Annotated in this window: 11 protein-coding genes and 1 pseudogene; 2 read left to right on the forward strand and 10 right to left on the reverse strand. The window is 39.7% G+C overall.

The genetic code is table 11. The features are described 5' to 3' along the window. Positions 1 to 54: 54 nt before the first annotated feature. The 5 genes from MHH56_RS22390 to MHH56_RS22410 form a co-directional block, all read right to left on the reverse strand. Positions 55 to 1,662, reverse strand: coding sequence for an extracellular solute-binding protein (locus tag MHH56_RS22390; RefSeq protein WP_339203895.1), 1,608 nt, complete (start codon positions 1,660 to 1,662; stop codon positions 55 to 57). Between the two features lie 45 nt (positions 1,663 to 1,707). Further along, positions 1,708 to 2,604, reverse strand: a complete 897-nt coding sequence (locus tag MHH56_RS22395; protein ID WP_339203896.1) for a carbohydrate ABC transporter permease — start codon at positions 2,602 to 2,604, stop codon at positions 1,708 to 1,710. Between the two features lie 30 nt (positions 2,605 to 2,634). Then, positions 2,635 to 3,585, reverse strand: coding sequence for an ABC transporter permease subunit (locus MHH56_RS22400; protein ID WP_339203897.1), 951 nt, complete (start codon positions 3,583 to 3,585; stop codon positions 2,635 to 2,637). A 171-nt stretch (positions 3,586 to 3,756) separates the two neighbouring features. Next, entirely contained in the window at positions 3,757 to 5,469 is a 1,713-nt protein-coding gene (locus tag MHH56_RS22405; protein ID WP_339203898.1) for a sensor histidine kinase, read from the reverse strand. Positions 5,470 to 5,472: 3 nt separating this feature from the next. After that, positions 5,473 to 7,026, reverse strand: coding sequence for a response regulator (locus MHH56_RS22410; RefSeq protein ID WP_339203899.1), 1,554 nt, complete (start codon positions 7,024 to 7,026; stop codon positions 5,473 to 5,475). A 125-nt stretch (positions 7,027 to 7,151) separates the two neighbouring features. On the opposite strand from MHH56_RS22410, the pseudogene MHH56_RS22415 reads away from it, so the two are divergent. Then, positions 7,152 to 7,360, forward strand: a pseudogene (locus MHH56_RS22415) (IS3 family transposase); the annotation flags it as partial. A 260-nt stretch (positions 7,361 to 7,620) separates the two neighbouring features. On the opposite strand, the gene MHH56_RS22420 reads toward MHH56_RS22415, so the two are convergent. The 3 genes from MHH56_RS22420 to MHH56_RS22430 are packed head-to-tail and all read right to left on the reverse strand — an operon-like array spanning position 7,621 to position 8,587. Then, entirely contained in the window at positions 7,621 to 7,986 is a 366-nt protein-coding gene (locus tag MHH56_RS22420) for an MFS transporter (RefSeq protein ID WP_339203900.1), read from the reverse strand. Between the two features lie 34 nt (positions 7,987 to 8,020). After that, complete coding sequence (locus MHH56_RS22425; RefSeq protein WP_339203901.1) at positions 8,021 to 8,416, reverse strand: MFS transporter; 396 nt, start codon at positions 8,414 to 8,416, stop codon at positions 8,021 to 8,023. Positions 8,417 to 8,452: 36 nt separating this feature from the next. After that, positions 8,453 to 8,587 carry a hypothetical protein gene (locus tag MHH56_RS22430; protein WP_339203902.1) on the reverse strand — a complete coding sequence of 45 codons (135 nt, stop codon included), beginning with the start codon at positions 8,585 to 8,587 and terminating at the stop codon, positions 8,453 to 8,455. A 135-nt stretch (positions 8,588 to 8,722) separates the two neighbouring features. On the opposite strand from MHH56_RS22430, the gene MHH56_RS22435 reads away from it, so the two are divergent. Continuing rightward, entirely contained in the window at positions 8,723 to 9,994 is a 1,272-nt protein-coding gene (locus MHH56_RS22435) for a helix-turn-helix domain-containing protein (protein ID WP_339203903.1), read from the forward strand. 437 nt (positions 9,995 to 10,431) lie between these two features. On the opposite strand, the gene MHH56_RS22440 is transcribed toward MHH56_RS22435, so the two are convergent. Both MHH56_RS22440 and MHH56_RS22445 read right to left on the reverse strand, forming a co-directional pair. Then, positions 10,432 to 10,851 (reverse strand): hypothetical protein, encoded by a 420-nt coding sequence (locus tag MHH56_RS22440; protein ID WP_339203904.1) that lies wholly within the window; start codon positions 10,849 to 10,851, stop codon positions 10,432 to 10,434. A gap of 791 nt (positions 10,852 to 11,642) precedes the next feature. Next, positions 11,643 to 12,593, reverse strand: a complete 951-nt coding sequence (locus tag MHH56_RS22445) for an SDR family NAD(P)-dependent oxidoreductase (RefSeq protein ID WP_339203905.1) — start codon at positions 12,591 to 12,593, stop codon at positions 11,643 to 11,645. Between the last annotated feature and the right edge of the window lie 137 nt (positions 12,594 to 12,730).

The following is a 12,730-nucleotide window of genomic DNA, read 5'->3' on the forward strand; positions in this document are numbered from 1 at the left end:
CATAATTTTTCATTTAAGCGCATCCTTAGATCGATACCTAGCTTTTCAAAATAATTATGATTTTAAATTGTCGTCATATACTTGTTGCGCTTCGTTTAACACATCATCGCCGCCCATCTTTTTCCATTCAGCTACAAAACTATCGAATTCGCTCAGCGGTTTGCGACCCGTAATAAAATCTATAAAATTTTGCAGTGTATACTGTTTCAACTTATCTTGCGTTTCATTGTAGATGGGCTTGTTGAATGGTGCTAGAATATCAATATTTCTCGTTCCCTTGGCACGTGTATCCTTCGCAAGCTGACGCAGACTTTCTTCAGATGTATATGACGTTTGAAATTCGTAGTCATTGAACGAGCCTGCCATCGAGTAACCGCCAAGCCCTATTTTTTTGCGTTCTTTCTCGTCTGTATATGGAGCGATGAATTCAACCGTTCCTTTGTCGCTCTTATTCCAATGGACACCTTTCTCTCCAAAGTTCATTTTTTCATAAATTTCCGGATCAAATTGGCTAGCTTCGAAAATTTGCATGTATTTAATCAGTTTATCCTGGTCTTTTTCTAAATGCTTACCGAACATAACACCCGATGCAAAGGCTGGGTTGTACTGTGATATGCCGTATTTCCCATCGGGTCCCTTAATTCCGCCTTCAATTGCAAAATTAAAGCCCGGGTACTTCTTAGCCAGCTTGTCATACCACTGTTCCCCACCAAGGAATGCGTTGCCCGGCAAGAACGCCCACCAATAATATTCAATCGCTCCTATTTTGTCCGTAAGCACTTTGTCTTCAACATTATTACCTTTATTAACGACAAATTCGGGATCAATCAATTCATTTTTATACCAACGATTCAGAACTTCAAGCGCTTGCTTCGCGCCTGGTTCAATTTCTCCGCGGACGATTACTCCATCTTTCTCACGGAATATATTAGGATAAGCATCATAAGCGCCAAACACGGAGCTGAAAATAGATTCGATATTTTCACCTGCTGCAGTGATGCCATACGTATCTTTTTTACCATTACCGTCAGGATCCTCGTTCCGGAATTTCGTCAATGCAGCTTCCATCTCATCAAGCGTTTCCGGTGTTTTTGTTATGCCTACTTTTTTCAACCAATCTTCACGAAAACCAAGCTGTATACCATCGATACCAATATCCCAGATGACCGGTAATCCATAGATTTTCCCATCTCTTCTTATATACTTAAATGGATCTTCCCCAAGGTAACGTTTGAGCCATTCCGTATATTTCGGCATATTTTGTTCAATTAATTGTTGCGGAATTTCAGCGGCAACATCCTGTTGGAGAAATTTATCGTAATCCGTAAACGATGGCTCTTTCCACCAATCTGGAATTTCACCAGAGGATATAAGAAGGTTCAGTTTTTCTTTCATCGCTTCCCTGGTTGATGCAATACTTTCCAAATCGACGTTGTACTTCTCTTTCAGTGCATTTAATCCGACAGAGTCTGTCGTTTGATTCTCATCTAAATTCCAAAACATCAATTTCATTTTTTTATTCGTCGCTTCTCCACCGACTGCCGATTGTTTATTCCCATTATCAGTCTGATTACCCGAGGAATCATTTTTGCCGCATCCCGCCATGATCGACATCAGCATGACTGTGGATAGCCCTCCTAGCAATATACGCTTTTTCATCATTTCAACCAGCCCTCTCTGTTTATGAAATATTATCTATTAGGGGGGTTACCCTTTAATAGCACCAATCATAACGCCTTTGACAAAATACTTCTGGATAAATGGATATACGACCAGCATTGGAATGATCGAGAACATGACAACCGTGGCTTGCAGCTGTCTTCCCGAAAACTCTGTTGTTTTACCGATATTTTGAATGACGCTGTTAATATCCGCCATGTTGTTCTGGATAATAATTTTGCGTAAAACAATCTGCAGTACTTGCTTATTAGGATCTGAAATGTAGATCATGCTGTCAAACCATGCATTCCAGTGGCCCACACCTACCCATAATGCAATCGTAGCCAGCACTGGCTTCGATAATGGAATGACGATCTGAGTAAATATCCGCAAGTAACCTGCACCATCCACACGTGCCGATTCTTCCAGTTCTTCCGGAATCGAACGAAAAAAATTTCGCATAATCAACACGTTAAACGCACCAATCATACCTGGAATAACAAGAGACCAAATCGTATCAAGCATATTCAGCTCCTTAATAAGCAGATACGAAGGAATCGTCCCCCCAGCAAACAACATCGTGAACAAAATCATGCTTGTAAACGATCGGTTGAAGGGAAGGTCTTTTTTTGCTAATGGATAGGCGGTTATGGCTGTGAAAAATATAGATAATATAACACCCAGCGCGGTTCGAATAATCGTATTCCAGTATCCCGTCCATAGCGCATCGAACTTAAAGGCCAGCTTGTAGCTCTCGAATGTGAGCTGTGTCGGCAACCATATGAAGCCTGATGAATAGGCAGCACTATCTGCTCCTGCGCCATCTAAAGAAATCACGACCTGCGTCCAAAAGGGATACAATGTGATAAAGATAATACCTGCCAGAATGAGATACAAAAAGACGTCGACTATTTTGTCTGCCGCTGATTTTTTTATGTTAATCATCGTTCTCGCTCCCTCGTCTAATTAAGAAAATTACCATATGGCATGCTCCTTGCCGCCGATCCATTTCACTATCTTATTTACGATAACGATCAGGATCAAAGCAACCACGGATTTGAACAATCCAACGGCCGTCGCGTAGCTATAGTTCATCTCAATTAAACCTTTACGATACACATAAGTATCGATTATGTCTGAAACGTTATACACTTTGACATTATACATATTGAATATTTGATCAAAACCCGCATCCAAAATACCGGACATTGATAGAATAAGCATAATGGCTATAACGGGCGCAAGCATCGGTATAGATATATAAACCATCCGTTTAAACCGACCAGCTCCGTCGAGTACAGCCGCTTCGTACAACTGCGGATCGATACTCGAAATGGCTGCGAAATAGATAATTGAACCCCAACCGAAGCCTTGAAAAATACTCGTCGCCACAAGTATAGTGCGGAAGTAGCGATCATCTGCCAAGAATAACATCGGATCGCCGCCTAATAGTTTTACAATGCCATTGATAGGACCGTCCAAGGAAAACAACGTAAAGAATATCCCAGCCATGACAACCCATGATATAAAATGAGGTAAATAGGATACAGTCTGAGCTAACCTCTTGAATTTCATATTTGAAATCTCACTCAATAACAATGCAAAAATAATGGGTACCGGGAAACCAAACACCAGCTTGCTTAAACTGATAATTAGTGTATTTTTCAACACAGTGTAGAAATACGTGTCGTTCATGATCTTTTCGAAATGATGAAGTCCAGCCCATGGACTTCCGATGATGCCCTGTGTAATTTTAAAATCTTTGAATGCCAACAATACGCCGTACATGGGGAGATAATGAAATAAAATGTAATAGACAACTGCCGGAATCATCATAATCAGCAGCACACGGTATTGTTTATATTTTTTTATCTTCTCCCTCCTCAGCACCTGTTTCGTGCTAATTGCCCTAATCGTATCGCTCATTGCTTTATTTCCTCCTTTTTGTAAGCGGTTCCATTGTGCTAAAGAGAATATAACATAGGAAACTTATTTAATAATTATCAAATATTTTAGAAATGATGCAGTTTATTACGGAGTTAAAAAAACCCGTCCGGCTAGCCGGCGGGCAAAGTTGAATTTGGGAGATTAAGTTGTTTATACTGTGGAACTATACAAGCTTTGTGGAATAACGATAGTCATAACTGTACCATAGCCAAGTCGACTTTGGATGGAGATGCCGTATTTAGTGCCGAACCGCAGTTGCAGACGCTCGTTGACATTTCTGAGGCCATATCCTGTCGATTGCATCGTAAGTATCGTATCGATCGTCTCCTTCTCCATACCTGGACCGTTGTCTTCAATCGCGAAATTGATCGTCCCTTTATCAAGCCAGGCACTAACATACAGTAGACCCTTTCCATTATTTTTCTGTTTGATACCATGCTTGATCGCATTTTCTGCGAGCGGTTGAAGAATTAAATTTATTGTTGAATACTCGTTAACCTCCTCATCAATTTTATAAACCACATCGAAGCTATAATCACCCATAACCTGAATAATCTCAATATAGGATTTGATATTTTCCAATTCGTTACGCACAGTAATAATATTGTTGCCTTGATTAAGAGCCGTTCGATAAAATTTCGACATCGATGTAACGATATGACTAATTTCCGGCGCATCGTTTTTGAGCGCCTTCCAATTGATGAATGAGAGCGTATTGTATAGGAAGTGAGGATTGATTTGCGATTGCAGCGCTTTCAGCTCTGCCTCTTTCTGAATGATTTTACTTCGATAAGTTTCATCGATCTGTTCATTAAGTCGATTAAGCATCTTGCCGAATCGATTAGTCAGTTCGCCGATTTCATCCCTGGCCTCACTTTGAACCTGTAAATCCAACTCCCCCCATTCGACCCGTTTCATTATCGCATTGAGTGAGAATATCCGTTTGATAAATGTTTTGGAAAAGATCGAAATAATGATCAGCAAGCTGACAATACAAGCAAGGATCACGATTAGCGTCGCATTAATGATTGAACCTGCGTTATGGGACACAAGTGCTGCGGGTACGAAACAATAGACCGTCCAATTAGCCTGCACGATCTTCTTCTTGACAAGAAACATTTCCGTTTGACCGATGCGTACCGTCCCCTCATTCATTTTCGTCATTTCTTTGAAGTCAAAGGCAATCAACTTTGCACTTTGATTCGCATATACGATCCGGTTATTGCCATCAGAGATAATGACAGCATACTCCTGATCTAGATCGGTAATGTTTTTGAAGAAACTATTCTCATTAATTCGCATATAGACCATATTCGTATTAGCCTCTTTTAGAGTTTTTGGGAATTTATGAATGACAAACAGTTCGTTATCCTCATATTTCCATAGCGGTTCTATCCCCTTCATAGCTTCGTTGTACCATGGCTTCTCATTAACCCGTTTATATGAGACTACTGAATCGCCGAATTCTGGAACAGTGCTTTGCGTGTAAAAGGTAATTTTCTCAATGTCCTTGTCAAGGTTCATCATCATGATAAAATACGGATCCAAGAAATCTTTCAAATCCCGTGAAAGATTGACTAAGTCGATATAATCGTTGGCTACAATTTTCTGAAACATCTTAGTGAATACGATCGACCGAATCGCATGATTGTAGCGTTCAACCGAATTGTCAATACTCTGAGTAACGGTATTCACATTCTTATCAATCCCTTGCAATGCCTGCAATTTGAGCATGTCCTTTGATTGATTGTAGGCGTATATGCCAAGCACCATAATAGGAATGATAATAACGATTAAATAAGAAAGAAATAGTTTTTGATTAAACCGTAAACGATTGAACAAACCATAGATCAGCCGTTTCATCGTTTATGCCTCTTCTCTGTATTTGGAAGGCGTTCGGCCAAAATGATTTTTGAATAACGAGCTGAAGTAGGAGAAGTTGTTATAACCAACATCCTGGCCGATATCGATAATTTTACGATTGGTTGTTATAAGCAGTTCCTTTGCCTTTTCCATTCGGTGCACGGTCATGAACTTATTAAGACTTATCCCTTTCTGTTTCTTGAATAAATGGCTCAAATAACTAGGAGATAAATAAACCCGCTCCGACAATAATTCCAATGACAAGTCAGTCTGATATTCGTTCTCGATTATTCGGACGACTTCATCGATCGCTTTGGAGGTCGCTTCCAAATTCGTTTCGCAGAAAGACTCGTTTTCCTTTAGAATACTCAGTACTACTTTACGCAAATCGCTCAGCTTTACCGTTTTATAGATGTCCTCCAAACTATGCTTGAATCTATCGTTATTCTTTTTTATAGAGGCATTGAATGCAGCTTTGACAATTTCGGTGCACACATATTTTACATAGATAACCGTTAAATGCTCACTGTTTTGTAGAGCATCAAACAGTTGCTCGACATACAGTTGCGCGATATCATATCGGTTGTGCTGAATATTTTGCGTCAATTGCGTTAACACATCATTTACTGCTGCTGTCATATCGCCCTGAGCAAATGATGTGCGGTTTGCCAGCATCACCGTACCCTCATCGAAAAAGAACTTGTTTTCCAGCATCGTTTCCATTTCATGAAATTGTTTGTGGAGCTGCTTCACATCATCCATCAATCCGCTGATCACAACACAAATATCATTATCGTACATATCCTGGAATATCCGGATCAATTGCTGGCCAAGCTCCGTTATAGCTTCCAGCGACTCGTCGGGGGCTGTTTCCAAGAACAGCAACGCTTGAAACTCATTCAAATGAATAAAATCGACGTTGCGATGAATGAGTTCGCCCAACTGCTCTTCGATATCGAGATCAAGCCGATCGAAAAAACGTTTACGAGAATCCAGCATCAGCATCCGCATGTAAGGATAATTATCGAACCTGCCGGTAGGCACCTTCAGATCTCGTTTGTCATCCGCCTCCTCTGCCTTGCTGAGTATAATATCGGTAAGCTGCTTCTGCTTTTCGTATCTGACTTCCTTCAAATAGGCAGCTTCTAGTTTTTCCTGCTGAACCTTCAATTTCAACGCTTCCTCGCACAGTTCGATGACCTCGGTCATATTTTTAATAAATTCGCTAACCTGCACAGGTTTTAATATATAATGGATTGCCTTCAGATCGATTGCCTTCTGTGCATACTCGAACTCACCATAGGCGCTCATAAACATCGTTTTGATAGGCTTACCTAGTTCACGAACCTTCTCAGCTAGCTGTAATCCGTCCATGCCGTTCATCCGGATATCGGTGAGCAAGATGTCAATATCATGGCTTTCGATATACAAGAGAGCGCTTTCACCACTGTCAGCTTCAAAGATCTCCAAATGCAGACCGTATTTATCAACGAGAAACCTAACGCCGTCCCGTTCGAACTTGTCATCATCAACAACAAGCATTTTTAACAAGTACATCACCACATTTCGCCAGAAATATTTTCAATGGGAGTTTACCACTAACTTAAGCTATTCATATACCAATACAGTACTATACTTTCCAGTTCATTAACAAACACATCTTTACCAACCAGATACCCGACAAAGGTAACTGGTACGATAACACCTTTTCCAGTGCATCTTTGGCACAATGAAATCTGAATTTCTTTATATAAATGAATTTGAAAGTAATGAACATTTTAATTATGAACTATCAAAATATATCGATTACTACAATAACAAGCGTATTAAGACAAAATTAAAAGGAATGAGTCCGGTACTGTACCGGACTCATTCCCAGAAAATCGCCTAATAAAATAACCTGTCTCACTTTATGGGGTCACTTTAATACCTCTACTCAGCTTTTTAATTATCGTTTCATTCCTTAATGCTTAATCCTAAAGAATTATGCAAAAACAATAATGCTAATGCATTCCTAGCTTCACATGATTAAAGAGTCAGCCTCCGAATAAAGCCAAACAAGCTGACGCCGTTAAAATACCGGAGCCAGCTTTCAGCACATTGCGCTTTTCAATTATCTTTTATCTGCGGCCTTGTCCCCTCCCTACCTATTCATATGTTTTTAGCTGCTCCTAGCACTTTTAAAATTTGCGGGAATTGCTTATCTAATTTATAGAAGTAGAGAATAACGGCCATGAGCGCACTAATGAAAATCGGCAAATAGATGTACATGAACAAAATTGAGGAACGAGCGGATTCGCTAATATGCTCCTGACCACCAACATAACCTCCAAATGCGAGCATACAACCGACTATCGCGGCGCTAAGCCCGCTGCCTGCCTTTGAGCCGAAGCTTCCAGCGCTGTAAACTAAACCTTCTGTTCGCATGCCTGTTTTCCATTCTCCATAATCTACGGTGTCTGCAAGCATCGCGAACATCGTTGCAGCTAATGGAACGCCGCCAAGTGATTTGATCACCGACGCGATGATTACGATTTTAATGCTAGTTGGATCAATAACCGTAATCGCGGCTCGGGACCGTATTTTGGACTACTGCTGGCTTAACTCTCTCTTTCGTCGTGCGGAAAGTAATCAAGAACAACACCGCTGCAATCGCACCATAAATAGTAAACGTCATCATCCATCCCTGTTTGCCGCCGCCGAATGCATTTACGATGGGAACCGTCATGGTCGAGACGAGCACTGCGCCAAAGATAGCCATTAACATACGGAATATGTTAAGCAAAGATCGCTCATAAGGATTTTGTATAATCAATGAGTTCAACACACCATAAGGAACGTTCGCTCCTGAATAAATAATGTTGAGAATGAGATAGGTCACGTAAGCGTAAATATCTCCAACGCCATACCCAAGCTTCTCCGAAAATGAAAGTATAGTCTGTTCCATAGTAGCAACCTCGATTGTATGATTATTTTTGTCCGTTTAGTTGGAGAAGAAGCTGTTCGACCATTTCATCTGAAAAAGCACCTTTAAATGCCAAGCATCCAAGCCAGAGTACATATCTGCTTTTTCTTCCAATGTCGTTTGTACAACCATTTTCTTTAGGTCACGATTCATACTGAATCCCCCATAAATAAACTCACAAACTGTAAAGCGTTTTCATTTTTTACTCCACACTCATTATAGATGATCAAAAAATCGGAAATATGGTATGATTATTTGAATAAAAGTAAATTTATTTGGAGGCATTAGATGGAATTTAATCCTTCCTTTTTAGCTAAATTACTTCATGAGAGCTTGCAGCTGCCCGTTTATTGGTTGAGTGCGGATGATCCAAGCGGGCAGGAATATTTTGAATCCAACGCTCCTATCCCATTTTCCGCCTTACTAAATACTGAATACTTCCAGCAATTAATAAAACGAACCTGGGATAAAACTTTTCCCGTTATACAGACAACGGAGTTTGAGGAATTTTTTATCGTGCAGCCCGTTTATTCGAATTTGAAGCGAGCAGGAACCATTATTATTGGTCCCTCAATTGACTATGTTCCTTCCGAGGAAACCGTTCGAAATCTCATGAATGATAATAATATTCCTAGAAGACTCCATCCAGCTTGGGATGAATATTTGCGCAGTCTCCCTCTTGTTTCCAAGCAGAGATTATTTCACATTGGCATCATGGCACATTGGATTGTCAATCAAGAGACGTTAGAATTGATGGATGTTCTTGAGTATAATTTCCGGTTGGGCCAACGGTTTTTGTCAGAGGAAGCTATCGAGTTATCGATGTCTAATATGAAGGAATTTTCTATTCTTCACACGAGCCGGGAATTTGAACAGATATTATTACGGCATATTAAGAACGGTGATAAAGCTGCACTTAAGAATCTATTCGTAATGGGTGTAATTGGGGAGGCAGGCACACTATCCAAACGAAGCCATTTGAGAAGCCGCAAAAATATTGCCATCTGCGCAATTGCTGTAGCCATTCGAGCGGGTATGGAGGGCGGGCTGTATACTGAGCTGGCATATCGCTTAAGTGATACTTACATTCAGCATATTGAGGATTTAACGGATGTTCGCTCGGTTGAAACCGCGATGATAAACGCCTTCTTAGATATTACGGATCGCGTTAGCGAAAATCGGAAAGGCACCGTTTCTAAGCCAATCGCGAAATGCCGCGAATACATTTTTAATCATTTATATGATGTGATTTCTATCTCTGAGCTGGCTGAGCTGACTGGACTTAACGGTACCTATTTATCCACCCTTTTCAAAAAAGAAACAGGACTCACGATCAGTCATTTCATCCATCAGGAGAAAATAGAAGAAGCTAAGAAGCTGCTCGATTTCACAAGTGAATCGGTCTCAACTATCGCTACTCGTTTGAACTATTATGACCAGACTCACTTTATTAAATCGTTTAAAAAACATGCCGATATCACACCTAAGCAGTATCGTGATCGAAAACGGAATGGTGATAAAAAGCCCACAAAAATATCCCCTCCAAGTTCGCTCTCTTGAGCGACCACTTTGCGGGCTGCGCAGTCAGCCCGAGTGAATGGATCAGCTGGAGCCATTGCAGCTATACAAAGAGAACTGCTCTACGTTATTGAGTTTACAATAGTGCAGTTGAAAATCACCGAGTTTGATTTAAACTCGATCCTCACTCGAACGGCTGCTAACCTTAATGGTCAAAAGCAATTTGCTCCTCTTCACTGCCAGCAACACATTTCGTTCCCAAAACTCAGCTGGCGGTAGAAAATAAAGCATTAAACTGGGTGTCTTTATTCCACGCTGATTCTCAATTGTAATATCGTCAGACTTCATACAATAAGTTTTAGACTGACCTCAGAAATTGAAACAGCGACAGCCAAGGACAAAAAATAAAGTCCTAGACTATCGCTGTTTCATTGAACTACCGTTCCTCGTTAGTTGAACTTTACTGTGCTTAATATTACTTACGTAAGACTATCTAACCAGCCACGATAGTACTCCGCTTGAGCGCAAATGCTCACTGATCTTAATTCCTTTTCGAATTCAAAAATATCGACTACATCATTTACTCGTGCCTGTTCACCAACCGTAAGTTTATAAACCTTTCTGCCCACACCCATGGACAACTGCATTGGTGAAGTAAATACGTTTTCGGTTGCACCATTACAAGCAATGAGAATGTTGTCCTTTTCTAATTCCTCTCTAATACTTATCAATGCATCAAAAAAGCAACCACTTTCGCTGAATAATTGCCTTTCGTCATAAAATAACTGCAACAGAACCAACTCTGAATTATGAGGAGCCTCTTCAAATAAATAGAACTCACCATTAGATCGTTCACCATTAATATGAATCAGTTGTACTTTTATTTTCTCAACATCCATTCTAGCTTCTCCTTTGTTAAGCCAACTTGTATTGTCTTTAACTAACGTCTCTCGTTAGAGTAACAGTTGTATTAGATCGAACGCTCGTTGTATCTCTCTTTTTATCTTGGAAACTGAATTTTTTTAAAAATCGTATCAATCAACCATAAACCTATTGCGACAATAAAAACTGAGTACACAAAAACACTGGCGTACTTAAAAAGAAAAAGGAAGCCTTCTGATTCGGTAAGAGAAAACAAATACAAAATAATAACTGCAAATATTAGATGTGAGGCTAACCCCATGAGCATGCCCATCATTTTTTTTATTACCTTCATTTTTAAGATAATCATGTCTGTAATTAATGAACACGGTACGCCTATTATTAAGCAACCGATGAATGAGTACATAAAATAGATGAAAAACGGTGCATAACCATGAAATTCCACAAGAATTAACGAAAGAATTACTGTTGTGATTATACTAGAAATTATCTTCCTACTAATATCAATTTTCATTAAAATTGTAAGTCTCCCCCTTGTCTATGGATGATTAATAAACAAATCTCCCATTATTTCAGTGATGGATTCCATGAAGATTTTAAACATAACTGCCCGATATTTGAAAGGCTACCAAGGTGCTGGTAGCCTATTGTCATGGTGCTATCGTGTCCCGTTAGCTTAATAAAGCATCGTCGCATCGGCAGTCTAATACTTTATTTTCTCAGTCTACAACTTTATTTTCCTAGTCTAACACTTTATTTTTCAGTCAAGAACTTTATTTTCTTCTAACTTCTGCTACTCCTGTTGTGCTTACGACTCATAAAAATTACTAGTCAGCTCCATGCTTAAAACCCATAGCTTCGCCGAATTTTCAGTATCGATAGCGTATTTAGGATAGCTTCCCGAACCAAATATGTTTTTCAATTGCTCTACACCTTTTTCGCTTTTGGATGGTGCAACTATCTCTCGCTTGTGGTTAATTAGCTGGCCTGTTACATCGCGGAATTCATCTGAAGTACAGATATAAAAATAATTGTCTGCCATGCCGGCTGGTAGCGGATTCGTTAAATTTTGAGCCGTAGCAAGCACTTTCCAAAATAGGCTAAGTTTGCTTATCGTTTCTTTTGATAATTTTACTCGGTTGATCTGAAGCGCATTGATTTTAATTCCCTTGCTTTTCAATTGTTCAGCTAATTTGAAGGTTAATATCAATAACGCCATTTTGGAGTCTCCGTACATCTTATATACACTGTAACGCTGCTTGTTTTGCAGTTCACCGCGTAAATTATCGAAGTCAATTTTTCTTTTGGGATCGAAGAAATTTTTAATATTGGTCGTACAGGCATTAAGAATTCTCGGGTCCTGCGATTTTTGAAGATGGTCTGTCAGCAAATTAGTCATTAAGAAGGGACCAAATGTGTTTGTAGCAAAAGACAGTTCAATATGTTCAGGACTAAGCTTATATTGCTTTTCTCCATGATTTAAGTAAGCTGCGTTATGTATTAAAATGTCCAAACGTGAGTATTTAGCTTTGAATGCAGCGCAGAATAAACGAATAGAATCAAACGATGAAATATCCAGCTCCATCAAATCTACATTAACATTGTTTGCTGCTAGTATGATTTCTTGTTGCACAGGTCTACTAATCTGCAAATTGCGGCAAGCCATGACAACATGATATCCTTCGGTTGCAAACTTCAGCGTTGCTGCTTTTCCGATCCCCGAATTTGCTCCTGTTATAATAACAATCTTAGCTTTCATGCCGAACCTCCTATTGGATATTTTACGGTTACCCTTCAAGATTTGATTCTTAAGCGCTTGAACAAATGCTTTTAGTGCTTTTACACAGTTATGTCTTCTCTATTTTGATGATATTATGGTGCGAAGGAATTGTTTCG

Source organism: Paenibacillus sp. FSL K6-3182, assembly GCF_037976325.1.
Classification (GTDB): domain Bacteria; phylum Bacillota; class Bacilli; order Paenibacillales; family Paenibacillaceae; genus Pristimantibacillus.

Coding starts and splice junctions, on each gene's coding strand:
- MHH56_RS22410 (WP_339203899.1), bottom strand. CDS start 7,026: ATGTACTTGTTAAAAATGCTTGTTGTTGATGATGACAAGTTCGAACGG.
- MHH56_RS22440 (WP_339203904.1), bottom strand. CDS start 10,851: ATGGATGTTGAGAAAATAAAAGTACAACTGATTCATATTAATGGTGAA.
- MHH56_RS22395 (WP_339203896.1), bottom strand. CDS start 2,604: ATGATTAACATAAAAAAATCAGCGGCAGACAAAATAGTCGACGTCTTT.
- MHH56_RS22405 (WP_339203898.1), bottom strand. CDS start 5,469: ATGAAACGGCTGATCTATGGTTTGTTCAATCGTTTACGGTTTAATCAA.
- MHH56_RS22400 (WP_339203897.1), bottom strand. CDS start 3,585: ATGAGCGATACGATTAGGGCAATTAGCACGAAACAGGTGCTGAGGAGG.
- MHH56_RS22430 (WP_339203902.1), bottom strand. CDS start 8,587: ATGAATCGTGACCTAAAGAAAATGGTTGTACAAACGACATTGGAAGAA.
- MHH56_RS22435 (WP_339203903.1), top strand. CDS start 8,723: ATGGAATTTAATCCTTCCTTTTTAGCTAAATTACTTCATGAGAGCTTG.
- MHH56_RS22425 (WP_339203901.1), bottom strand. CDS start 8,416: ATGGAACAGACTATACTTTCATTTTCGGAGAAGCTTGGGTATGGCGTT.
- MHH56_RS22390 (WP_339203895.1), bottom strand. CDS start 1,662: ATGATGAAAAAGCGTATATTGCTAGGAGGGCTATCCACAGTCATGCTG.
- MHH56_RS22445 (WP_339203905.1), bottom strand. CDS start 12,593: ATGAAAGCTAAGATTGTTATTATAACAGGAGCAAATTCGGGGATCGGA.